The sequence below is a fragment of the Devosia riboflavina genome, from assembly GCF_000743575.1.
In the GTDB taxonomy this organism is placed as follows: domain Bacteria; phylum Pseudomonadota; class Alphaproteobacteria; order Rhizobiales; family Devosiaceae; genus Devosia; species Devosia riboflavina.
The window spans coordinates 208,199-231,270 of sequence record NZ_JQGC01000002.1; the positions used below are offsets into that span (position 1 = coordinate 208,199).

General features: G+C 61.6%; 18 protein-coding genes and 1 tRNA gene. 6 read left to right on the plus strand and 13 right to left on the minus strand.

What is annotated here, in order from left to right:
- Positions 1-72: 72 nt before the first annotated feature.
- The 4 genes from JP75_RS03090 to JP75_RS03105 form a co-directional block, all read right to left on the minus strand.
- Positions 73-1,659: a GGDEF domain-containing protein gene (locus JP75_RS03090; protein ID WP_084587444.1), complete on the minus strand. Its 1,587-nt coding sequence runs from the start codon at positions 1,657-1,659 to the stop codon at positions 73-75.
- Between the two features lie 302 nt (positions 1,660-1,961).
- Positions 1,962-3,371, minus strand: a complete 1,410-nt coding sequence (gene glnA, locus JP75_RS03095; protein ID WP_035079034.1) for a type I glutamate--ammonia ligase — start codon at positions 3,369-3,371, stop codon at positions 1,962-1,964.
- 54 nt (positions 3,372-3,425) lie between these two features.
- A complete protein-coding gene (locus tag JP75_RS03100) occupies positions 3,426-3,764 on the minus strand; it encodes a P-II family nitrogen regulator (RefSeq protein ID WP_035079039.1) in 339 nt (112 codons plus the stop codon).
- A 248-nt stretch (positions 3,765-4,012) separates the two neighbouring features.
- Positions 4,013-5,032, minus strand: a complete 1,020-nt coding sequence (locus tag JP75_RS03105; protein WP_035079042.1) for a PAS domain-containing protein — start codon at positions 5,030-5,032, stop codon at positions 4,013-4,015.
- 355 nt (positions 5,033-5,387) lie between these two features.
- Here JP75_RS03105 and JP75_RS03110 point away from each other — a divergent pair, with 355 nt between their 5' ends.
- The 5 genes from JP75_RS03110 (at position 5,388) to JP75_RS03130 (ending at position 10,670) form a co-directional block, all read left to right on the plus strand.
- A complete protein-coding gene (locus JP75_RS03110) occupies positions 5,388-7,184 on the plus strand; it encodes a methyl-accepting chemotaxis protein (protein ID WP_084587445.1) in 1,797 nt (598 codons plus the stop codon).
- Between the two features lie 91 nt (positions 7,185-7,275).
- The gene (locus tag JP75_RS03115; protein WP_035079045.1) at positions 7,276-7,623 is read left to right on the plus strand and encodes a nuclear transport factor 2 family protein; all 348 of its coding nucleotides are present in this window, start codon (positions 7,276-7,278) and stop codon (positions 7,621-7,623) included.
- A gap of 139 nt (positions 7,624-7,762) precedes the next feature.
- A tRNA-Leu gene (locus JP75_RS03120) sits at positions 7,763-7,847 on the plus strand.
- A 46-nt stretch (positions 7,848-7,893) separates the two neighbouring features.
- Positions 7,894-9,273 (plus strand): trigger factor, encoded by a 1,380-nt coding sequence (tig, locus tag JP75_RS03125; protein ID WP_035079048.1) that lies wholly within the window; start codon positions 7,894-7,896, stop codon positions 9,271-9,273.
- 167 nt (positions 9,274-9,440) lie between these two features.
- Positions 9,441-10,670, plus strand: coding sequence for a GGDEF domain-containing protein (locus JP75_RS03130; RefSeq protein ID WP_084587446.1), 1,230 nt, complete (start codon positions 9,441-9,443; stop codon positions 10,668-10,670).
- On the opposite strand, the gene JP75_RS03135 is transcribed toward JP75_RS03130, so the two are convergent.
- Complete coding sequence (locus JP75_RS03135; protein WP_035079054.1) at positions 10,667-12,184, minus strand: ABC-F family ATP-binding cassette domain-containing protein; 1,518 nt, start codon at positions 12,182-12,184, stop codon at positions 10,667-10,669. The genes JP75_RS03130 and JP75_RS03135 overlap by 4 nt on opposite strands.
- Before the next feature lie 571 nt (positions 12,185-12,755).
- Positions 12,756-13,073, minus strand: coding sequence for a hypothetical protein (locus tag JP75_RS03140; RefSeq protein WP_160194629.1), 318 nt, complete (start codon positions 13,071-13,073; stop codon positions 12,756-12,758).
- 193 nt (positions 13,074-13,266) lie between these two features.
- On the opposite strand from JP75_RS03140, the gene parE reads away from it, so the two are divergent.
- Positions 13,267-15,291, plus strand: a complete 2,025-nt coding sequence (parE, locus tag JP75_RS03145; RefSeq protein ID WP_035079060.1) for a DNA topoisomerase IV subunit B — start codon at positions 13,267-13,269, stop codon at positions 15,289-15,291.
- A gap of 166 nt (positions 15,292-15,457) precedes the next feature.
- Here the strand turns inward: parE and JP75_RS03150 are convergent, their stop codons facing one another.
- The 7 genes from JP75_RS03150 to JP75_RS27180 all read right to left on the minus strand — a co-directional run bounded on the left by JP75_RS03150 (position 15,458) and on the right by JP75_RS27180 (position 22,909).
- Positions 15,458-16,294: an MBL fold metallo-hydrolase gene (locus tag JP75_RS03150; protein ID WP_035079063.1), complete on the minus strand. Its 837-nt coding sequence runs from the start codon at positions 16,292-16,294 to the stop codon at positions 15,458-15,460.
- Positions 16,294-17,073, minus strand: coding sequence for a TatD family hydrolase (locus tag JP75_RS03155; protein ID WP_035079065.1), 780 nt, complete (start codon positions 17,071-17,073; stop codon positions 16,294-16,296). Before JP75_RS03155 ends, JP75_RS03150 begins: the two co-directional genes overlap by 1 nt.
- A 3-nt stretch (positions 17,074-17,076) precedes the next feature.
- On the minus strand, positions 17,077-18,627 hold the full coding sequence (gene metG / locus JP75_RS03160; RefSeq protein ID WP_035079068.1) for a methionine--tRNA ligase: 1,551 nt from the start codon (positions 18,625-18,627) through the stop codon (positions 17,077-17,079).
- The gene (locus JP75_RS25035) at positions 18,624-19,649 is read right to left on the minus strand and encodes an AAA family ATPase (RefSeq protein ID WP_051960242.1); all 1,026 of its coding nucleotides are present in this window, start codon (positions 19,647-19,649) and stop codon (positions 18,624-18,626) included. The genes metG and JP75_RS25035 overlap by 4 nt, the downstream gene beginning before the upstream one ends.
- On the minus strand, positions 19,646-20,332 hold the full coding sequence (gene tmk, locus JP75_RS03170) for a dTMP kinase (RefSeq protein WP_035079071.1): 687 nt from the start codon (positions 20,330-20,332) through the stop codon (positions 19,646-19,648). The genes JP75_RS25035 and tmk overlap by 4 nt, the downstream gene beginning before the upstream one ends.
- A gap of 277 nt (positions 20,333-20,609) precedes the next feature.
- The gene (locus tag JP75_RS03175) at positions 20,610-21,752 is read right to left on the minus strand and encodes a D-alanyl-D-alanine carboxypeptidase family protein (protein WP_244446241.1); all 1,143 of its coding nucleotides are present in this window, start codon (positions 21,750-21,752) and stop codon (positions 20,610-20,612) included.
- Between the two features lie 116 nt (positions 21,753-21,868).
- On the minus strand, positions 21,869-22,909 hold the full coding sequence (locus JP75_RS27180; protein WP_425277253.1) for a septal ring lytic transglycosylase RlpA family protein: 1,041 nt from the start codon (positions 22,907-22,909) through the stop codon (positions 21,869-21,871).
- Between the last annotated feature and the right edge of the window lie 163 nt (positions 22,910-23,072).

Here is a 23,072-nt window from a genome sequence, read left to right on the forward strand (position 1 = left end):
ATAGCGAGGTTGGAGCAGAAATAGGACAAAGAAACGCCGGAACCGGCAATTGGGCGGAAAAGCGATGGGGTTCTAGCCGGCGTGCCGGCGATGGTCCGCTTCGCCCCAGACCGTGCGATTGCGGCCACCATGCTTGGCCGCATAGAGCCGCTGGTCGGCGCGGACCATGATTTCGTCGTGGCGGCGAGCCTCGGCGGTCGAGCACAGGCCAATGCTTGCCGTGGTGCGAAGGCCCGGGGCGATGTCGCTCCAATCGATGTCGTGGAGCGCGAGGCGCAGGTCTTCCACGATGGCGATCGCGTCCTGGGTATCATGGCGCGGCAGGATCACGACGAATTCCTCGCCGCCGAGACGGGCCGCAAAGCCCAGATCGGCCACATGGGCGCCCAGGGTGCGGGAGACGCGGCGCAGGACGTCGTCGCCCACGAGGTGGGAATATTGATCGTTCACGGCCTTGAAATGATCGAGATCGAAGATGGCCAGCGCGTAGTCGCTGCCTGAAAGGTCTTCCACCATGCGCTCGAAACTGCGCCGATTGGGCATGCCGGTCAGCGCGTCCAGCAAGGCTTCCGCGGCCAGCGCACTGGCGCGAGCGCGCAATTGGCTGGTTTCCGCGCGCAGTTCCGCTGCTTTGGCGAGGCGCTGGGTGGTTTCGCCGGACTGGCGCACATAGAGCGCGTGGAAACGCTTTTGCAAGGCCAATGCCAGTTCGAATTGACCGAGAGCCTCATGGACCCGCCCCAATTGGGCGGCGGCGTTGAGCTGATGGTCGACCTGACCCGTTTCATCGGCGAGGGCAAGGGATTGCTGCGCTGCTTCCAGCGCGCCCGTGAGATCGCCGCTGCGCAGCCGGGCTGTTGCAAGGGTATAGAGATAGTGGATGCGAAGGCTGGCCCCGCCTTCGCCGGGCAAAGCCGCCGAGCGCTCCAGATGCTGCATCGCGGCGCCGACATCGCCGTTGAGAGCGTTGTATTCGGCGCAATTGCCGAGCGCCACGCGCAGGGTCCAGAGATCGCCACAGGCTTCGGCGGCAGAAATGGCCTCGTCGGTTATGCGAATGGCGCGGTCCAGCCAGAGCGTCGTGGCGGGCGTGTCCTGGGCGGCTTCGGCTTCTTCGGCGCGCTTGGCATAGCAAAAGCCGAGGTTGAGCAGACCGAAGGCGTGGAGACCGGCATTGCCGGCGCTTGCCGCCAGTGCAGTGCTGCGCTCGAGGAGCGGCACGGCCATGGAAACCTGCCGGCAAACCGCCAGGGTGACGCCCTTGGCATTGAGCGCGAATGCCAGTGCCGAGGCGTCATTGCCGCTTTCGGCGGCAGCGACCGCCAGCGAGGCCATATCGAAGGCATCGTCGCTCAGGCCGATATCGAGCAGCAGGAAGGCTTCGATGGCCTTGATGCGCGCCAATTCGGCTGCGTCATCAAGCTTGCTCCAGAGGCGTCTGGCGGCGACGGCGCATTCCAGCCCGGCCTCGACATCGCCCAGCCGCATGCAGCACCACGCCATCTGGCTCATGCAGCGGGCCAGAGTGCTGGGCTCTCCCTGTTGCTGGGCTGAAAGATAGGCTGATTTGGCGAAGCTCAGTGCCCCGGCGCAATCGCCCCTGTCCATGAGCCAAAAGCTCTGGGCGAGATCGTCACCGAAAAAGCGCTGGTCAGACACAGATACTTACAACCCCCGAGCAGGAGCGACTATAGCCGATGTTCGGCCCTGATTGTACTCAACTTTTTGCGGCGTACGGTATTTCGGGCCCCTCGATGCCTCCCCAGAACGGGAGAGCGCAGCCACCTCTAGTGGGCGACCGTTCCTTTGACGGCGTGGGCGCGGGCCTTGATGGTGATGGACCCCTGCCCCGTCGTCTCCTGGGCCCTGCTGCGGATGCCGGCAACCTCCTGCGCGGTCAACTGCCTGCCGGTAACAAAAAAAGGGCCCCGGAGGGCCCTTTCTCTTCGCTACTGCAGCTCTTAGGCCGAGTAGTACATTTCGTATTCGACCGGGTGCGGGGTCATTTCGACGCGGAGGACTTCCTGCATCTTCAGCTCGATGTAGGCATCGATGAAATCGTCATCCATGACGCCGCCGACCTTGAGGAAGTCGCGGTTCTTGTCGAGGTTTTCCAGCGCTTCGCGGAGCGAGCCGGAAACGGTCGGGATTTCCTTGAGTTCGTCCTTGGGCAGTTCGTAGAGATCCTTGTCCATCGGCTCGCCGGGGTGGATCTTGTTCTTGATGCCGTCGAGGCCGGCCATCAGCAGCGCGGTGTAGGCCAGGTACGGGTTTGCCAGCGGATCGGGGAAGCGGACTTCGACGCGCTTCGCCTTCGGCGACTGACCGAAGGGGATACGGCAGGAAGCCGAACGGTTACGGGCCGAGTAGGCCAAGAGAACCGGAGCTTCGAAGCCGGGCACCAGACGCTTGTAGGAGTTGGTGGTCGGGTTGGTGAAGGCGTTGATCGCCTTGGCATGCTTGATGACGCCGCCGATGTAGTAGAGGCATTCCATCGAAAGGCCAGCATACTGGTCGCCAGCGAAGAGCGGCTTGCCGTCCTTCCAGATCGACATGTGGCAGTGCATGCCCGAGCCGTTGTCACCATAGACGGGCTTGGGCAGGAAGGTTGCGGTCTTGCCATAGGCATTGGCAACCTGCTGCACGGCATATTTGTAGATGAGAACGTCGTCGGCCGACGAGATCATCTGCTTAAACTTCATGCCGAGTTCGTGCTGGGCGGAAGCCACTTCGTGGTGGTGCTTCTCGATGATGATGCCCATCTGGCCCATGGCTTCGAGCATTTCGCCGCGCATGTCCTGCGCGCTATCAAGCGGGGGAACCGGGAAGTAGCCCTTCTTGATGCCGATGTGGTGACCATTGTTGCCGGATTCGTAGTCGGCATCGTTGTTGGTCGGAAGTTCGGAAGAATCGACCGAGAAGCCAACCTTGTAGGTGGTGGTCGAGTACTTCACGTCGTCGAAGATGAAGAATTCGGGCTCGGGACCGAACACGACGGTGTCGCCGATACCGGACGACTTGACGAGGCCTTCGGCCTTCTTGGCGATCGAGCGCGGATCACGGTTGTACGGCTGGTAGGTTGCCGGCTCGAGAATGTCGCAGTTGATGGCGAGGGTCGAGGCAGCGAAGAACGGGTCGATATAGGCCGAGTTCGGATCGGGCATGAGCACCATGTCGGACTCGTTGATGGCCTTCCAGCCAGCAATCGAGGAACCGTCGAACATCACGCCATCCTCGAACATGTCGGCGTCAACGACGGACGCATCCATGGTGACGTGCTGCAGCTTGCCGCGCAGGTCGGTGAAACGCACGTCGAGATACTTGATGTTCTCGTCCTTCATGCGCTGGATAATGTCTGCTCCGGTAGTCATCAGGTCTTCCCCTGTAAACGGACTGTTTGTTGCTGGATTTATGGGGCGCGACGCTTAGAGCGCGTCGTCGCCGAATTCGCCGGTACGGATGCGGATGGCTTGTTCGATCGAGTAGACGAAAATCTTGCCATCGCCGATGCGGCCGGTTTGCGCGGCATTGCGGATCGCCTCGATTGCCTTTTCGGCGAGTTCGTCGGGGCAAACCACCTCGACCTTCACCTTGGGAAGGAAATCCACGACATATTCCGCGCCACGATAGAGCTCCGTGTGCCCCTTCTGGCGGCCAAAGCCTTTGGCCTCGGTCACGGTGATGCCCTGCAAGCCAACTTCCTGCAGTGCCTCTTTGACTTCGTCGAGCTTGAAGGGCTTTACGATAGCCTCGATTTTTTTCAACTGTGCCTCCACTGAGCGTCTTAGGCCGTTACCGCCAACCTGTATGCACGGGCCATGCCAGCGTGCCAAAGCATGGAAAACATTAACTACTGCATGGACTTGGCCAGGTCGGGCGGGATGCGGTCGGGCCGTCACGATAGCATGACTGATCGTTTTTCGAGCGTGTTGCATATTTTTTATGCAGATAAAGGCAGCTTTCGGACATTCCTTGCGCCCTAGCTGACCAAAATCTCACCACATGCACGCGATCAGGCGAGATCGGAGACGCAGAAGCGGCCGCGTTCGTCGTGCCAGATGGTGAGGCCAGCTTCCTTGAAGGCCAAGAGGACCAGGCGAAGGCTATCGCTCTGGCCGGGTATTTCGGCGCTCTCGATGCGACGGACCGTCGATATGGAAATACCGGCATTCTGGGCCAGCGTCTCGGCAGTCCAGTCGAGCAGCGCGCGGCAGGCCCGCACCTGCGCTGGCGTCAGGGAGGCAATATCCTCCCTTGGCGTGCGCGGAGCGGTAATGCGCGGGTTACGGCTCGAGATGCCGCCATAGTGCAGGTTGGACGAAATTTCCGAGGAGAAAGGCAGGCCTTCGATATGGAACTGCTGGTATTCGCCGCTGGCGAGGCGCAGGCGCGGCGAAAAGCTGTAGGGCCTGCGATTTCCTACGGTTTCACGCCACAGGTCGGGCAAGCGTTCGAGATCGTCGGGGTGCAGGCTCGAGCGCCAATTGGTGACATCATCGCCGGGCCTTGCATCGACATCGATAAGATCGCTGCCGAAATGATCGATCAGGCGCCCTTCCTCGTCGGCGATCCAGAAGACGGCGCCAATGAGTTGGGAAATATTCTGCAGCAGCGCGCGATTGTTGACGACGCGTTCGCGGAGGTCCTGGCGTTCCGTGATGTCGGAAACCACTGCGACGACGCGGGTTGCATTGCCGTCGCGATCAAAGAGCCGGCTGGCTTCGCTGCGCAGATATCGCAACTGGCCGTCAGGGCGGATGATCCTGAATTGGCGATCGGTCTGGCGGGCGTCGGTGACGAAGCCGTGAGGATCGTCGACGGGGAGACGATCCTTGGGATGGACGAGGGTTTCGAGAAAGGCGAGGTCAAGGTGAAGGCCCGCGGGGTTTATGCCGGCCAGGGCATAGAGCCCGGCGGAGCAATGCAGCCGCGCATTGGCGATATCCCAAGACCAGAAACCGACACCAAGCCTGGCTTCGACGGCGCGCACCCACTCGTCGGACTGCCGGATACCCGGACTACGTTCTACCATGTCCCTCTCTCCATCGGATGCTTTTGCATCCGCTAACCGCGCAACAGGAGCTGGCCAGACGAAGTCAGGGACTCTGCGGCATCATCAAGTGCCGCACGTTGTCTTTCTTCGAAAACCTGGGCCATGGCAAGAGCCCGTGGCGATCGATTTTTCTTAAGATTACCGGCAAGATTCGGAGGGACGACTTGATCTGGATCAATGAAACTTTTCCGCTCAGCCCTTGAGCAGAAAAGTGGCGAAATCCCCGCATCAGGAGAAACGCGTACTCCGCAGGTGACTAAAAGGGGCGATGGCCGAAAGATGGTGCTCATCAGAAGTTGCTAGCGTCGATCCACTTTAACCCTGGGGGATCACTGTGGACGTCCGCCTCTTCAACAATAAACGCCGGGTTCTGGCGCAAGAGAACCAAGCTACACTCGACGCAATTTCGCGGGCTTTGGCCGTCATCGAATTTGAACTCGACGGCACGATCCGGACGGCCAACAAGAACTTCCTCGACGTGATGGGATACACGCTCGACGACGTTCGCGGAAAGCATCACCGCATGTTCGTCGCGCCGGCCGAAAGCGCCCTGCCCGACTACAAGCTGTTCTGGCAGCAATTGGCCAAGGGGGAATTCCAGGCAGCCGAGTACCGTCGCATTGGCAAGGACGGCAAGGAGGTCTGGATACAGGCGACCTACAATCCGGTCTTCGGGCGCGATGGGACGCCCTCGAAGATCGTGAAGTTCGCAACCGACGTGACGAAGGCGAAACTCGCCGCCGCCGACAGCGCCGGCCAGCTTGCCGCGATCTCGCGCTCACAGGCCGTCATCGAATTCACGCCCAAGGGCGAAGTGATCACGGCAAACGACAATTTCTGTCGGGCGCTGGGCTATGCGCTCGACGAAATCCGCGGGCAACATCACCGGATTTTCGTGCCACCGGCGGAAGTGTCGACCTCGGCCTATCAGGAATTCTGGAGCCGGCTGGGGCGCGGCGAATTCCAGGCGGCAGAATATCTGCGCATCGGCAAAGGCGGGAAGGAAGTCTGGATCCAGGCGACCTACAATCCGATTTTCGATCACCATGGGAAGGTGTTCAAGATCGTCAAATATGCGACCGACGTCACCGAGCGGAAGCGCGCTGTGAACCTGCTGGGCAGCGAATTGGCGAGGCTTGCAGAGGGCGATCTGCGGGCGCGCATTCAGACCCCGTTCAAGGGTGAATTGGATGCCGTGCGGTTGGCCTACAACAATACGGTGGACCGCTTTGCCGAGATCGTGGCGCGGCTGCGGCGCTCGTCGGGCACGCTGCGTGCGGCAACGGCGGAAATCCTGACCGGCGCCAATGACCTTGCCGAGCGCACCTCGCGACAGGCATCGGCAATCCAGGAAACAAGCGCGGCAATGAAGAACCTTGCCGACACGGTGGAAGAAAATGCGGCCCGCGCAGAAGAGGCCAGCGGCAAGGCGCGAGCAGTTTCGACGACAGCGGAGCAAAGCGGCGCGGTCATGAGCCAGGCCCAGGACGCCATGGGGCGCATCCTGGCGTCATCGTCGCAAATCTCAAATATTGTCGGGCTGATCGACGATATCGCCTTCCAGACCAACCTCCTTGCCCTCAACGCCTCGGTGGAAGCGGCGCGGGCGGGCGATGCCGGCAAGGGCTTTGCCGTAGTGGCCGTGGAAGTGCGGCGGCTCGCGCAATCGGCGGCGCAGGCGTCCTCGGACGTCAAGGCGTTGATCGAGCGTTCGTCCTCAGAGATTTCGACCGGATCGAAGTTGCTGTCCGAGGCGGCGGAACGCATTGCCAGCATGCTGGGCGATGTGCGGGACAATAGCGGGCTCATGGACAGCATTGCCAGCGGCAGCCGCGAGCAGTCGGGCGCGATTGCCGAAGTTGCGACCGCCGTCCGGCAGATGGACGAGATGACGCAACACAATGCGGCGCTCGTCGAAGAGACCAATGCCGCCATCGAGCAGACCGAGGGACAGGCGAGCGAGCTCGACAGAATCGTCGAGGTATTTGTGGTTGATGATGCACCCCCGGCGCGCGAACCGGCGAGGCCAGCGCAGGAGAAGCCACGGGCGACGCCGCGCACGGTCAGGCCGGCATGGGATTGGGTGGGGCAAGGCAATGCTGCACTCGATATCGGCTGGAGCGAGCGCTAGGTGAATGCAGGCAGGTCGTCGGTCGGCGCCCTGCCTGTCATTTCCGTTCCGGAATTGCTATCGCCTTCCGGCGAAGGAGCACATTGACCAAATGACACCACTTGAATGCGTCGAACTGCAGCTTGCGGCCTACAACGAGAGGAATCTCGAGCGTTTTCTGATGGCCTTTTCCGAGACCGTCCGCTGCTATCGCCTGCCTGACATGGCCCTGACCATCGATGGGAAGGCGGCCATGGGCGAGTTCTATGCCGCGAACCGCTTCGTGCATGAGGGCCTGCACGCCAAGCTGCTGAATCGCATGGTGGTTGGCAACAAGGTCATCGACCACGAGCTGATCGATGGCCTCGGACCGGAGCCAATGGAGACATCGGTGATTTTCGTCGTCGAAGACGGCCTCATCGCCCAAGTGTTCTTCATGCCGGCAAAAACGGCCAGTTGAAGTGGGCACGGTTCGGCCGGTGCTGATTTGAGGGAGCTTTCTTCGAAGCCGGGCGCACCCTGGGGAGACATGCGTTAGGCTTTGACTGACTTCAACACTTCATATAGATGCATCGCCAACCCGGCCGACGGGGACCCTTGCGGGTGTGGCGGAATTGGTAGACGCACTGGATTTAGGTTCCAGCGCCGCAAGGCGTGGAGGTTCGAGTCCTCTCACCCGCACCATAGCGGCCTCGGCCGAACGAGATGAACCAATACGGGATAAACCCCAATGCAGGTAACTGAGACCCTTAACGAAGGCCTGAAGCGCAAGCTCAGCGTCACCATTCCGGCAGCGGACCTCAATACGCGCCTCGACGCCAAGCTTGAAGAACTCAAGGGCCAGGCCAGTATCAAGGGCTTCCGTCCGGGCAAGGTTCCGACCGCTCACCTCAAGAAGGTCTATGGCCGCTCGGCCATGTCCGAAGTGATGACCGACGCGATCAACTCGACCGTGTCCGATACGCTGGATGGCCGAAAGGAACGCGCCGCCGCCCAGCCCAAGGTCGATCTGCCGCAAGACCAGGCGATCATCAACGACGTGCTCGACGGCAAGGCCGATCTCGCATTCGAAGTCGAATACGAAGTCCTGCCGCCGGTATCGCTTATGGACCTCAAGGGCCTGAAGCTGAACAAGCCGGTCGTGGCAATCACCGAAGAAGAAATCGACGCTGAAGTGAATCGCGTGTTCGCCCAGAACCGTGGCTTCACCGACAAGGGCGATGGCGCCGTTGTCGAACAGGGCGACCGTCTCGGCCTCTCGTTCGTCGGCAAGATCGACGGCGTTGCCTTCCCGGGCGGCACTTCCGACCACGCTCACCTGACCGTTGGTTCCGGCGAATTCATCCCTGGCTTCGAAGAACAGCTCGTCGGCCAGAAGAAGGACGAAACCCGCACGATCAAGGTCACCTTCCCCGCCGACTACGGCAATGCCGAACTCGCCGGCAAGGAAGCCACCTTCGACGTTACCATCCTGCATGTCGACGGCCCGAATGCCGGCGAACTCGATGACGATTTCGCCAAGCGCCTCGGCCTCGAAGACGTCGCCGCCCTGCGCAAGACCGTCAGCGAGCAGATGGAAGCTGCGCTCGAATCCATGAGCAAGCAGCACGTCAAGCGCCAGATTCTCGACGCGCTCGACGAAGGTCACAAGTTCGACGTCCCGGCCCAGTTGGTCGAAGCCGAATTCGCCACCATCTGGCAGCGCGTTCAGCATGAAGTTGAAGGCCATGGCCGCTCCTTCGAAGACGAAGGCACGACCGAAGCCGAAGCCAAGGAACAGTATCAGCGGATCGCCGAGCGCCGCGTGCGTCTGGGTCTCGTCGTTGCCGAAATCGGCAATCAGAACGAAGTCCAGGTGACCGACGACGAGCACCAGCAGGCCCTGCTTGCTGAAATCCGCCGCTTCCCGGGCCAGGAACAGCAGGTTTACGACTACTACCGCAAGAACGCCCAGGCTCTCGCAAGCCTCCGCGCTCCGGTGTTCGAGAACAAGGTCGTCGACTACGTCGCCAGCCTTGCCGAACAGACCGAAAAGAAGATGTCGCGCGACGAGCTGGCCAAGCTCATCCAGGCCGACGAAAACGAAGTGCCGGAAGAGCATCACCACTAATGCGCATATGTCCCGAGAGCGACAGCCGCTTTCGGGACAAATGTCGCAGCCGGTGCGACTCATGATTTAGTAGGGCTGCCTTCGGGCGGCCCTTTCTTTTTGGACAATTTCGAAGGTGCCGGACGGTTAACCTGTTATTGCATCACGACGAATAGACTCTCCACGGGATGCAGGACATATTTGGAACCTCGACGATGGTGCATGGCCAGCTCTTCTTTGCACTCATCAATCCGATCATTGCACTGCTGTTTTCGCTCGGTTTTGGCCTGATCTGGCTACGCTGGCGTTCCTACAAGCACCTGGCGGTGCTCTCCCTGGCATTCCTCTGTCTCGGCCTTGGCTTCATCTTCTATGATTTCAAGATTCTGGTCTGGCCCGCCGAGATCAATGTCGGCGCGAACGTTCTCTATGTCGCAACGATAACGCTGGCCTGTGCCAGCACCTTTTTGCGCAAGAACCTGCCGCCGCCTGTCGTGATCTATCTCGCCATCATAGCTTCAGGCGCCCTGCCCTTCATATGGTACCTGCTCGTCGAGCCCTCGACGCTGGCGCGTATTCTCATCACGTCAGCCATTTTCGCGGGCGTAACCAGCGTCACTTTCGTCGGCCTTGTTCGACAGCCCGAGAGGACACTCGCGGACAACCTTTTTGCTGCGGCTGTCGGCCTGGCGTTTTTCGTCGCCGTCTTCAGGCCAACCCTCGTCCTGACAGGCGTCCTCCACATTGAAAGCTCGGGGGGCTTCACGGCGTCGGACTATTGGACGTCTATCAGGGCTTTCACGCCGCTGATGTCATTCATCGTCGCGGCATTGTTCTCCGTAGCGATCGGCCTTGATGTCGTCAGCCACCTCAAGGGCCAGGCTGACCGGGATTATCTGACAGGCCTCCTCAACCGGCGCGGTTTCGAGACGGCCGGAGACGAGGCCGTGGCTCGCGATTTCGCCAATTCGCGCCAGCCCGCCATGCTGGTGGCCGATATCGACGACTTCAAGAAGGTCAACGATACTTTTGGGCACAAGGTTGGTGACGCGGTGATCGTGGCCGTGGCACGCACATTGGCACGGCATGGCGACGCGGTTCTCGCCGCGCGCACCGGTGGCGAGGAATTCGCCCTTTACTACAATGACATCGATCGGGCCGAGCTGCAGGGCATTGCCCGCAAGATCCGGTCGGCGCTGGCTCAGGTGAGCATTGCGGGCCTACCGAGCAATTATCCGGTTACCCTCAGCGTCGGGCTTCACCTCAGCTATAGCCAGGAAAGCCTGGCCGACATGATGACGCTGGCCGATCAGGCGCTTTACCGGGCCAAGAGCGGGGGCAAGGATCAGGCGGTGATGACGCCCGTTCGCTTACACCTCGCATCCGGCAGCAGATTGCAGAACGGGGATCGCCCCTAGGGCGCTTCGGCCATCTCTGCGAAGAAGGCTTCCGGCCCTTCGACCTCGCGCAGGCGCTTGCCGATGATCTGCAGGAAACGCGTACCAACGCCCCGTAGGAAGGCGCGGTCATGGGAGACCAGAAGACATGTCGCGCCATGCTCGGCAATGTCGAGTTCGAGCTGTTCCTGGCCAGGAATATCGAGATGGTTGGTCGGCTCGTCGAGCAGGTAAAAATTCGGCCGCTGCAGGCGCAGGGCCAGGAGGGCAAGCCGCGCCCGTTGGCCCAGAGACAACGTGCGGATGGGCTTGTCCTGGCGGTCGGGATCAAAGCCGGCACCGGCAAGCAAGGCGATGCTGCGGCGGTCACCCTCATTATAGGATGAGACGATGAAATCGAGCGGCGTCTTGTTGAGCGGAAGCCAATCGAGGGCCTGATCCAGATAGCCGGGGACGATCTGCGGGCTGAGGCGCAAACCGTCGATGGCCTCGCCGTTCAGCGCCGCTGCCACTTTGCGCATGAGCTGGGATTTGCCGGTGCCATTGCGGCCGAGCAGGACAACACGATCACCCTGGAATACGTGCAGCTTGTCGATGGAGAAGAGCGGTCGTCCGTCGGGCGTCGCGACGGCCGTGTTCTCGAAGGCGAGCATGACTCGGGCTTCAGCGCCTGAATTGCCGAGCATGACCTTGCCGGTCTTTTCGCGATGCACGGAAACGACCTGATTTTCGATCTTTTCAGCACGCTCGCGAAGCTGTTTGGACTTCACCGTGAGTAGGTCGCTGCCGGAATTGATGCCGATATTGGTGAGTTTCGCCGCCTGTTTTCGTAATTGCGCTACTTCCTTCAAATCGCGCTGGCGCTGCTGTTCGGCGGCCTCATCGGCTTCGTCGAGGGCTTGGCGGGCGGCGCTATAGGCAAGCGGGAAGAAATGCGACGTCTCGGGGCGCAGGAAGAGCGTGCGGTTGGTGACGCTGTCCAGAAACTGCCGGTCGTGGCTGGCCATGACGACGATGGTTTGCCGCGGGAGGGCCGCCATCCAGTTTTCGAGCGCGAGGATACGGCCGAGATCGAGATGATTGGTCGGCTCGTCGAGCAAAAGGAGATCGGGCTGGGTGACCCAGCCGCGGGCAATCAGCGCGAGGCGCTGCCAGCCGCCGCTAAGCTGCCCGATGGGCTTTTGCACGAGATCAAGCGGGAAGCCGAGTTCGTCGAGCGCTACGTCGGCGCGCCAGCCTTCGCTTTCGCGGTCGGAAGGCGGCAGGGCCTGTTCAACGAAATCGCGCAGAGGGACCGCTAGAGCATCGGCCGGCACGTCTTGCGGCACATAGCCGATCGTCAGGCCGCGCGAGCGGGAAAGTTCGCCTTCGCTGAGTTCAGCTTCGCCTATGAAGGCGCGCAGCAGTGTCGACTTGCCGCGACCATTGGCGGCGACGAGGCCGACGCGGTCGCCATCGGACAAGGAAAGGGAAAGATTGGAGAAAAGCACATGGCCCGAACGGAGGCCGGCATTGCGGAGGCTGAGATTTGCCATCGTATTGGTCTTTCTGGGATGGCGCTGCGTCTCGGCGCGCGCCTAGTCCATCAATCTGCACGCTGACAAGAGTCAGAATGCCGTGACGGGCAAACCAGTGGATCAAAGACCGAAAATGTCGTCCGAACCGTTCTGGTCAGCCCTGCAGCTTGAGCCACAGGGCGAGAACGGGGCCATGCTGGCGATGATGAGTGAAATAGACCATGCATCCCTCCCCGCTTCGTGTTGGATGACGAAACAGACCTAATTCAGCGGGCGCATGAAATCAAGCGTCAGGCGAGATAGAAAACAAGGCTCGCAAGCAGGGTCGCCCCAAAACGCGGGACGTGGAGTTGGGCCAGCCGGTACGCAATACTCAAAAATCCGGCTCTTGGCTCAACGCCAGCAGATGAACCGAAATGGGGCACTAAATACGCAATACTGGGCCCATTTCGGGTTCGCATACGGCAACTCCATACAAAAACCGTATGCCCGAACGCTAACAGCGTGCGCTTAAGAAAGTGCTTTCAAGAAGCAAACGAGGAGTAAACACACCGCCTCAAGTTGAAACGAGGCTTTACCGATTGCGCGCTCAGCCGGCCGGGCGGAGAGCTTTCTGGCCACGGATTCGATCGGCGCAGAAATCGAAGTCTATGAGATAGACCCACCCATCCTGCGTCGCGCGCACCTGGATGCGTTTTTGATTGGCAACGTTGAGCGAGATATTGGTGTAGCCGCGACGCGCGATTGCTTCGCGGATCTGATGGTCCGTCAGGCAAATCGGAAGCTGGGGGTAGAAATCGCGCGGCTCGTCACCGAAATGAAAGCCGAAGCTGACCTGCGCCGAAGCCTGCACGGGAACCAGTGCCAATGCCGCCAGCATGACGCCCGCAAAAATCCTGTTGACCATGACTGCCATCCTCTTCGATCGAGCTTGCCCACCAAACGCTCATAGTGGGCTTTTGCTCCTGAACCCAGGATGAACCCCTGCCCGTTTCGCCCGGTTTCGGGGGAAAAACCAAGGCAAACCGCGCCTCAGCGCCGGTCTACGATATGCTAGAACATCTAGTGAACTGATTCGCAGAACTATCGGACTCGATCGCATGCAAGCAGACGATCTCTTTGGCGGCGGGGCTGAACGCCAGCCCCAAGAACCCAAGCCAGCCAAGGAAAAGCCAGTCGCCAAGGCTCCAGCGCCTTCGACCTCCGAAAGCTATGGTGCGTCCGATATCGAGGTGCTCGAAGGGCTCGAGCCGGTTCGGCGTCGCCCAGGCATGTATATCGGCGGTACGGATTCCAATGCCTATCATCACCTCTTTGCCGAGGTGATCGACAACTCCATGGACGAGGCCATTGCCGGCCACGCCACCCGCATCGAAGTGCATCTGGGCGCAGACGGATATCTGACCATCACTGATAATGGTCGTGGCATTCCGGTCGAGAAGCATCCGAAATTTCCGGGGCGGTCGACGCTGGAAATCGTGCACACGATCCTCCATGCCGGCGGCAAGTTCGATTCCAAGGCCTATGAGACGTCAGGCGGTCTACACGGCGTCGGCGTCTCCGTGGTCAATGCGCTTTCCGACGACATGATCGTCGAGGTGGCGCGCGACCAGCAGCTGCACCGCATCATTTTCTCGCGCGGCAAGGTCGTTCAGGACGTCGAGAATGTCGGCCGGGTCCAAAACCGGCGCGGCACATCCACGCGTTTCCACCCCGATCCGGAAATCTTTGGCGCTACGGCGCATTTCTCGCCGGGCCGCATCTATCGCATGACGCGCGCCAAGGCCTATCTCTTTGGCGGCGTGGAACTGCGCTGGAGCTGCGACGAAAGCTTGGCCAGCGACGACGTGCCGGCCAAGGCGGTGTTCCACTATCCGGACGGCCTCAAGGATTTCATGACGGCGCGGATCGAGGGCGAGACGCGGATCGTCGACGACATCTTTGCCGGCAAGACCGGGCGACCCGGCAGCCATGGCTCGGTGGAATGGGCTGTGGCCTGGACTATCGAGGACGGCAGCGTTTCCTCCTATTGCAACACGGTGCCCACGCCCGATGGCGGTACGCACGAGGCTGGTTTGCGGCTGGTGCTGCTGCGCGGGCTCAAGAACTATGCCGAGCTGACCAAGAACAAGGCCGCAGCGACACTGACCGCGGAAGACGTGCTTGGGCATTGCAACGCCATGCTCTCCGTATTCGTGCGCGAGCCGGAATTCGTCGGCCAGACCAAAGACAAGCTGGCTTCGCAGGAAGCGACGCGCATTGTCGAAAATGCGCTGCGCGATGCGTTTGACCACTGGCTTGGCTCATCGCCGCAGCAGGCGGGGAAGCTGCTCGACTGGGCAGTCGAACGGGCCGAAGAGCGCCTGCGCCGTCGCAAGGAAAAAGAAATCGACCGCGCCAGCGCGACGCGAAAGCTGCGTCTGCCGGGTAAGTTGGCCGACTGTACGCAGAATGCGGCGCAGGGCGCTGAACTGTTCATCGTCGAAGGTGACTCGGCAGGTGGTTCGGCGAAGCAGGCGCGCAATCGCGCCAATCAGGCGGTGTTGCCGCTGCGTGGGAAAATCCTCAACGTGGCGGGTGCCAGCCGCGAGAAGATGGCGGCGAGCCAGCTGATTTCTGACCTCATCCAGGCCCTCGGTTGCGGTACGCGTGACCGCTATACCGAGGATGATCTGCGCTACGACAAGATCATCGTCATGACCGACGCCGACGTGGACGGGGCGCATATTGCGTCGCTGCTGATCACCTTCTTCTTCCAGGAGATGCCGCGGCTGATCGAGAACGGGCACCTCTACCTCGCCCTGCCTCCGCTCTATCGCATCAGCCAGGGCGGCAAGACGCTCTATGCGCGCGACGACGCGCACAAGAACGAGCTGATGGCGACGGAGTTTACCGGCAAGAGCAAGGCCGATATCACGCGCTTCAAAGGTCTTGGCGAGATGCCCTATGCGCATCTGCGCGAGACGACGATGTCGCCCAAAACGCGGACCTTGCTGCAGGTGAAGGTGCTGGATGATCATCAGGCGACCAAGACGACGGTCGACCGGCTGATGGGGACCAAGCCGGAGGCGCGGTTTGAGTTTATTCAGGAGAATGCTGAGTTTGTGATGGATCTGGACGTCTAGGCGTTCCGATCCTTTCACGAGCTCGATATCGCACCCTCCCCTTGACGGGGAGGGCTGGGGAGGGGTGCTCCCACGCTCGAACATTCGGGCTCCCTCCCCCCCCCCTCCCATCCTCCCCCGTCAAGGGGGAGGTGCCGGGCCGGTGGAGGAGGCCAGACGGTGCCTTTTACCGGTTCAGAATCCGACCGGCCAGCACATCGATCTGCATGCCATCGAAGGCGGGGGTCACGTTGGCCGGGGTGTTGGCATCCGTCTGGGCATAGTCGAGGTCGATGTGCATGTCGGTCAGCACAGCCTGGCGGGGCTTATGGCGCTCGATGAGGTCGAGGGTTTCGGGCAAGCTCAGGTGGCTTGGATGCGGCGTCTGGCGGAGGGCGTCGATGATCCAGAGGTCGAGATCGGCCAGGTAGGGCTCAGCGCTTTCGGGGAAACCAGAGAGGTCGCAGCAGTAGGCGGTGCGGGCGATCTTGAAGCCGAGGGAGTCGATATCGCCGTGGTTCTGCAGGAAGGATTGGACTTCCAGCGTGCCGCCGGGGCCATCTACCGTAAGTAGCTGGCTGGGCTCGATAATGTGGGCGTTGAGGATCGGCGGATAAGCGCTACCGGGGGGCGTTGTGAAGCAATAGCCGAAGGCCTCGTTGAGGCGGTGGCCGCACTCTTTGGTGAAGTAGACGTCGACGCGGCGGCGGTTGTGGAGGGCTAAAACCCTAAGATCATCAATGCCATGGGTGTGGTCGGCGTGCTCGTGGGTGTAGAGCACGGCGTCGACGCGGTCGACCTTGGCATCGAGGAGTTGTTCGCGGAGGTCGACGCCGGTGTCGATCAGGACGCGGGTGGGTTCGGTCTCGCCGTTGCGAAAACCTTCGATGAGAAGCGCGCAACGGCGGCGGCGGTTTCGGGGGTTATGCGGATCGCAGATTCCCCAATCATTGCCGATGCGCGGCACGCCGCCGGAGGAACCGCAGCCTAAAATGGTCGCGATGATCCGGTCGGGCGCGGGCATTATTTCACGCCGGATTTCGAGAAGAGACGGCCGAAGTTTGCGGTGGTCTCGGCGCCGAGTTGCTCGAGCGAAATGCCACGGAGATCGGCGACCTTTTCGGCGGTGTGGCGGACGAAAGAGGGTTCGTTCGACTGGCCGCGGTGGGGGATCGGGGCGAGGTACGGCGCGTCGGTCTCTACGATGTAGCGATCGGCGGGGACGATCTTGGCAACCTCTTGGATTTCCTGGGCATTCTTGAAGGTGACGATGCCGGAGAAGGAAATGTAGCCGCCCAGCGCCAGGGAGCGTTCGGCGAGATCGCGGCCGGCGGTGAAACAGTGGAGCACGAAGGGGAAGGCCCCTGCCCGGCTTTCTTCTTCGAGGATGTCAGCCATGTCCTCGTCGGCGGCGCGGCTGTGGATAACCAGTGGAAGACCCGTCTGCCTCGAGGCCGCGATGTGGCGGCGGAGGCCGGTGGCTTGGGCCTCGCGCGGGGCGTTGTCGTAGAAGTAGTCGAGGCCGGCTTCGCCGATGGCAATGCAACGGGGATGGGCACTTAGCCGGACAAGATCATCCGTTTGTATATGCAATTCCTGATCGGCATTGTGCGGATGCGTGCCGACCGAGCACCAGACGTTCGGGAAACGTTCTGCGAGTGCTGTGTATGTGGAAAAGTTATCCACACGTGTGGAAATCGTCACCATTCCGGTGACGCCGACGGCGGCGGCGCGGGCCATGACGCCGTCGATATCAGCGGAAAGCGCCTCGAAATCGAGATGGCAGTGGCTGTCGATCAGCATGGCTTACTCGGCCGGCTTTTCGAGACGCGCGAAGACGCCTTGCGGTACCGGCAGGTCGGTATTGGTTAGCAGACTGTTAGCATTGAGCGCAGCAGACAGCGTCCGTTCGTCAGCAGGCACGGCCAACTGGTCGAGAAGGCGCGCAGCCGAGGCTGGAACGAAAGCGAGCATCGGGATGGCGATGCGGCGAACCGTGTCGGCGGTGACGTAGAGAACCGTTGCCATGCGGGTCGGGTCGGTCTTCTTCAGCGCCCAAGGTTCCTGACCGGCAAAATAGTTGTTGGCCGACGAAAGGGCAGCGATGAGCGCGCCCGCGGCTTCGTGGACGAGTTGTTCGTCCATCGCCTTCTGTGCCGCTTCGAGCGCTTCGGTGACTTCGGCGATGATGGCGTTGTCGGCGTCGGTCAGGGTGCCGAGTTCGGGCACCTTGGCGTCGCAGTTTTTGTTGATCATCGAGAGCGAGCGCTGGGCGAGATTGCCGAGGTTGTTGGCAAGGTCGGCGTTGACGCGGTTGACCAGCTTCTCGTTGGAATAGTCGCCATCGTTGCCGAAGGAGACTTCGCGGAGGAAGAAGTAGCGGACGGCGTCGGGCCCAAAAGTTTCGACCAGAGCGAACGGGTCGATGACGTTACCGAGCGACTTGCTCATCTTCTGGCCGTCGACGGTGAGGAAGCCGTGGGCGAAGACGCGGTGCTGCACTTCGATGCCGGCGCTCATCAGGAAAGCGGGCCAGTAGACGGTATGGAAGCGGATGATGTCCTTGCCGATGACGTGAAGGTCAGCCGGCCAGAACTTCTTGAAGAGTTCGCTCTGCTCGTCGGGATAGCCGACGCCGGTGATGTAATTGGTCAGGGCGTCGACCCAGACATACATCACGTGGCCTTCGGCGCCGGGAACCGGGATGCCCCAATCGAAGGTGGTGCGGGACACGGAAAGGTCCTGCAGGCCGCCCTTTACGAAGGAGATGATCTCGTTGCGGCGCTCCTTGGGAGCGATGAAGTCGGGATTGGCTTCGTAGAGTGCGAGCAACTTTTCCTGATAGGCGGACAGGCGGAAGAAATAGGTTGGCTCTTCGACCCATTCGACTTCGGCGCCCGAGGGGGCAAAGCGCTTGCCGTTCTTCTCGGTCAGCTCGCTCTCGTCGAAATAGGCCTCGTCTCGCACCGAGTACCAGCCCTTGTAGGTGGACTGGAAAATGTCGCCGTTGTGGCTCGCTTCCATCTTCTTCCAGATGGCCTGCGAGGCCTTATGGTGACGCTCTTCGGTCGTGCGGATGAAATCGTCGTTGGAGAGGTTCAGCGCCGCGGCGAGTTTCTTGAACTCGGCCGAATTGCGGTCTGCCAGTTCGCGGACAGGAATGCCTTCCTTGGCCGCGGTCTGAACCATCTTGATGCCGTGTTCGTCCGTACCGGTGAGGAAGTAAACTTCCCGGCCTTCAAGCCGCTTCCAGCGGGCGATGGCGTCGGTCGCGATCATCTCATAGGCGTGGCCGATATGCGGGGCGCCATTGGGATAGGAAATCGCGGTCGTGACGTAAAAGGGCTTGGCGGTCATTGTGACTCTGTGGGGATGGCAGTCGTGTTTCGGTGCTTCCTTATGGCGTCGAACAGCACGGACAGCGTCTGCTTCATGTCGAGATTGACGCTATCGGCTTCGCTCAGAAGCGCATTTGCCTTGTCCCATAGGTCAGTTGCCGAGGCAAGCCGCAACCTCTCCCCCGGCTGCATTGCGGCATTGCGCGCCTCGTCGGAAAGCCAATCGAGGAGGATTTCGCGGGCGAAGGACATGTCCGGCCCTTGGGGATCGGAGCCGATGGCATCGGCCAGCGCGATGGCGGTGCCGGCGGGCAGGTTTTCGGGCGCTTGCAGCCAGGCGATAAGCGCGCCGACGGGAGATTCCGGCGAGAGCGCCAGAGTTTCGAAGGCGCGGCGGGGACGGCCGCCGGCAAGGCCGAGGGCGCGTTGCAGGGTTTCCTCGTCGATGCCGGGCATGCTGCCGGTGACGATTTCGGCGACGTCGCTATCAGCGAGCGGACGCAGGGCCAGGTTGTGGCAGCGCGACTTGATGGTCGGCAGCAATTGGCCAGGGCGATGCGAAATAAGAAGGAAAGTCGTATCGGCGGGCGGCTCTTCGAGGGTTTTCAGGAGCGCGTTGGCGGCCGAGGGATTGCAGTCATCGATGGAGTCGAGAATGGCGATGCGGTGGCCGGCGCGGCCGCGGGTGTGGTGCAGCGCGTCGCGGAGTTCGCGGACGTCTTCGACGCGGATGATCGTATAAAAACCCTTGGCGTCCTTGGGACGGCGGCGGAGGACGAAGAGGTTCGGGTGCGAGAGCGCCGTCACCTGTTCCTGCACGCGCTGGGGGCTTTCGTCGCCGGTGGCGAGGAGAATGGCGGCGGCCAGTTCGAAGGCGAAGGTGGCTTTGCCGATGCCCTGGGGGCCGTGGAGCATGATCGCCCCTGGCAGGCGGCGCTCGTGGAGCTGGGCAAGGATGGCCGCGCGGGCGGCGTCATGACCGATGGCACCGTGCCGTTCTTCGGGCAGCGGCAGGCCGGCAAGCGCATTGGGATCGGTCACGCGGGAATACCGGTCTGGAGCTCGGGGAATCGCGACTGGACGGTGTTCCAGATTTCGCGCTCAAGGCTTTCTTCGGCCTGATTGGCTGAGAGGACAACGCAGCGATCGGTGTTGTTGCGGGCGATGTCGAGGAAGCTGTCGCGCAGGCGCTTGTGCCAGTCGAGCTCTTCCTTTTCGAAGCGGTCGCCCGTCAGGGCGAGGCCATCTTCGATGGCGCGCTCGGCGACGCGCTTGAAGGCGGTTTCCGGATCCATGTCGAGGACGATGGTGAGATCGGGCGTGTGGCCATCGAGGGCGAGGTCTTCGAGAGCGTCGATGAGTTTTGAATCAACGCCGCCCGTGAGGCCTTGATAGGCGCGGGTGGAATCGCAAAAGCGGTCGGAAATGACCCAGGTGCCCTTGGCGAGATTGGGGGCGATCAGTCGGGTGACGTGATCGTAGCGGGCGGCGGCGAAGAGCACGGCTTCGGCCCCTGCCCCCCAGGCTTCGCTTCGGCCCTGCAGGATGAAGGAGCGAATGGCTTCGGCCTTAGGCGTGCCGCCGGGCTCGCGGGTGCGCACGGCGTCGACCGAAACATTGGCCAGATTGGCAAGCAGGCGTTTTACCTGGGTGGATTTGCCCACCCCTTCCCCACCTTCGAAGGTGATGAAGCGGGCCTGTCTGCGATTTGGCGCTTCGAGCATGGGTGGGCTGATTCCTTGGTCCGGTTTCTTTTAGGTCAACTCGGGAGGTGGGGAAAGGTTTTGGAGGGGATTAGGCGGTGGGCGAAAACGAACAGATGTCCGTGTCGGAGACCTCATGGTGAGGTGCGGAGCGAAGCGTAGCCTCGAACCACGAGGGCGGGAGAGTGGAGGCATCGTGCCACGCCCTCGCCCTTCGAGGCTCCGCTGCGCTCCACCTCAGGATGAGGACTACTTGGGTGCTGGCACTCGCGCCAGTTGCCCGCAGTTCTCGGCCGGCTCAAAGCCACCCGAGAGCCAACTGCTTCAGTGCATCCGTCGCGCGGCGCACGAGGTCGCCTTGCGGGACGTCTTCGGCGGCATAGAGGGGGGCGCTTTGGACGAGTTGGTCATTGCAGAAGACACGCAGTTCGGCGACCTGCTGGCCGGCTGCGACAGGGGGCAGCAGCGGGCCGACATAGTGGACGCTGGCGGAAAGGCAATCGCGGGAGCCGCGCGGCAGGTAAAGAGCGATTTCGCCATTGCCGACGAGGCCGACATTGCCGCTTTCGCCGCCATAGACGTCGGCATAGGCGACGACGGCGCCATCGGGATAGGCTTCAAAACGCTCGAAGGCGCGGGAGCCCCAGGTGAGCAGTTTGCGGCCTTCTTCGGCGCGTTCGCGCATCGAACCGAGGCCGTGGACGACGGCGACGAGGCGGCGGTCGCCTTGGGCAGTGGAGATGACGGCGCCATAACCGGCAGCTTCGGTGTGGCCGGTTTTGAGGCCATCAACGCCGATGCCGACTTCGATGAGGGAATTGCGGTTGGCCTGCTTGATGCCGTTCCACTCCATCTCAGGCTCGGAGAAGTAGTGGTAATATTCGGGGAATTCGCGGATCAGGTAGCGGCCGAGATCGGCGAGATCCCTGGCGGTCGAATATTGATCGGGGTCCGGCAGGCCGGTCGGGTTCATGAAATGGGAGCCGTCGAGGCCGATATTGCGGGCCAGCTCGTTCATCATGGCGGCAAAGCTGCCTTCGGTGCCGGCGATGCCTTCAGCGAGGATGATGGCGGCGTCGTTGCCGGACTGGATGATGACGGAGCGGACGAGATCTTCGACGCGGATCTTTGAATTGAGATCGGCGAACATGGTGGAGCCGCCGGAGGAAGCGCCGCCGGTGCGCCAGGCGTGTTCGGAGACGAAGAATTCGTCATTGAGATGGACGCGGCCGGAGCGGACTTCGTTGAAGACGACGGCGAGGGTCATGAGCTTGGCCATGCTGGCCGGCTCGAGTTGCGCGTCGGCGTCCTTCTGGAAAATCACCGTGCCCGATTCATAGTCCATCAGCACCGCGAAGCGGGCGTTGGTCTCGAAATTGGCCTGCGCCAGCGCAGGATAGGCACTGGCGAAAGCGATGAGCAGGGCGAGCAGCAGTCTCACGGGCAATACCTTGCGTTTCGGCCGTCCTGGCCGGATTCGGCTCGGCGATCGACCCTCTATTCCGGCATGTCTTTGTCCCGAAACCGGCGACCACTTTCGGGAGACATGCCCCTATTTTAATAGAGAATTATGTCGCCAAGGCCAAGTTCTCGCGCCAGTGCAAGAGCGTCCTCTTTTGTGGCGCCGGGCTTCAAATAGCTGAGAGTGAGGCGGGTCGCGGGATGACCGTTGACCAGGACCTGCTCCTCGTCAACCGCGCCGAGAATGGCGAAGCGTTCAGCGAGGGCGATCGCATTGGTCGGGTTTGAGAAGGTGCCGAGGCCGAGCTTGAAGGCGCGGCTATCGGCATCGACGCTCTTGGCCCAGGCTTGCAGATCTGGCGAGCCGGCGGCCATGGAATTGACGGCGGCGAAGGCCGTGCCGATGCCGGCATCGACGCTTTGAGGCGTCGCATCAGCATAGGAGAACAAGCCATTGAAGAAATTGGTGGTCATGCCGACAAGGCTGCGATTGCTCTCGGCCGATGCGACGCGGATATTGCCGGTGTCGTAATCGTTGGGGCCGGAATAGCTGGCCATGAGAGTGCGGGTATCGTCGCCTTCGAGCGGGGCGGCGCCGACATATTGGACCTGAACGTTGGCCGACCCGTTGTTCACGTAGCCGAGCATGGCGGCGGCTTGGTGGGACAGATCGATGACGCGGCCGGCGACATAGGGGCCGCGATCGTTGACGCGGACGACCAGCGAGCGGCCATTGTCGGTATTGGTGACGCGGACATAAGACGGCAGCGGCAGGGTCGGATGGGCCGCGGTGATGGCATTGGCGGAGAAGATTTCGCCATTTGCGGTGCGGCGGCCGTGGAAATCGGAGCCATACCAGGAGGCGGTGCCGGAGGCCTGGTAGTTCGGATCGTGCTGCGGCACATAGGTTTTTCCGCGCACGGTATAGGGCTGGCCAACCTGATAGCGGCCGCCGCCGCGCGGCGGATTGGGGTCATTGGTGACGCGCGGGGAGACGGCGACGCCATATTCCTTGGAGGTGAAGGCACCGCGCTTGACGGTGGCGCCGAGGCCGCCGCCGCCCATACAGGCGGCAAGGGCGGGGGCGATTAGCGCGCACAGGGCGACTGTGCGGACGAGATTGCGCCAAGTGGTCACGGTACTCTTTACTCAACACGCTTGGGTCAGGCGCACGCGTTTTACACAGCATGCGTACAGTTCTTCGCAAAATGTCGTCAGGCTGGTTGAGGGGACGTTAATGCTGACAGACTGTTAGCATTCGGCGCCGCATTGCGTTGATTTGGGTAAACGGGCGGTAAAG

Bases quoted from the DNA above. Each gene is read 5' to 3' on its own strand.
- glnA (WP_035079034.1), bottom strand. From the start codon at position 3,371: ATGACTACCGGAGCAGACATTATCCAGCGCATGAAGGACGAGAACATC.
- JP75_RS03105 (WP_035079042.1), bottom strand. From the start codon at position 5,032: ATGGTAGAACGTAGTCCGGGTATCCGGCAGTCCGACGAGTGGGTGCGC.
- JP75_RS03115 (WP_035079045.1), top strand. From the start codon at position 7,276: ATGACACCACTTGAATGCGTCGAACTGCAGCTTGCGGCCTACAACGAG.
- tig (WP_035079048.1), top strand. From the start codon at position 7,894: ATGCAGGTAACTGAGACCCTTAACGAAGGCCTGAAGCGCAAGCTCAGC.
- JP75_RS03130 (WP_084587446.1), top strand. From the start codon at position 9,441: ATGCAGGACATATTTGGAACCTCGACGATGGTGCATGGCCAGCTCTTC.
- JP75_RS03135 (WP_035079054.1), bottom strand. From the start codon at position 12,184: ATGGCAAATCTCAGCCTCCGCAATGCCGGCCTCCGTTCGGGCCATGTG.
- JP75_RS03140 (WP_160194629.1), bottom strand. From the start codon at position 13,073: ATGGTCAACAGGATTTTTGCGGGCGTCATGCTGGCGGCATTGGCACTG.
- parE (WP_035079060.1), top strand. From the start codon at position 13,267: ATGCAAGCAGACGATCTCTTTGGCGGCGGGGCTGAACGCCAGCCCCAA.
- JP75_RS03150 (WP_035079063.1), bottom strand. From the start codon at position 16,294: ATGCCCGCGCCCGACCGGATCATCGCGACCATTTTAGGCTGCGGTTCC.
- JP75_RS03155 (WP_035079065.1), bottom strand. From the start codon at position 17,073: ATGCTGATCGACAGCCACTGCCATCTCGATTTCGAGGCGCTTTCCGCT.
- metG (WP_035079068.1), bottom strand. From the start codon at position 18,627: ATGACCGCCAAGCCCTTTTACGTCACGACCGCGATTTCCTATCCCAAT.
- tmk (WP_035079071.1), bottom strand. From the start codon at position 20,332: ATGCTCGAAGCGCCAAATCGCAGACAGGCCCGCTTCATCACCTTCGAA.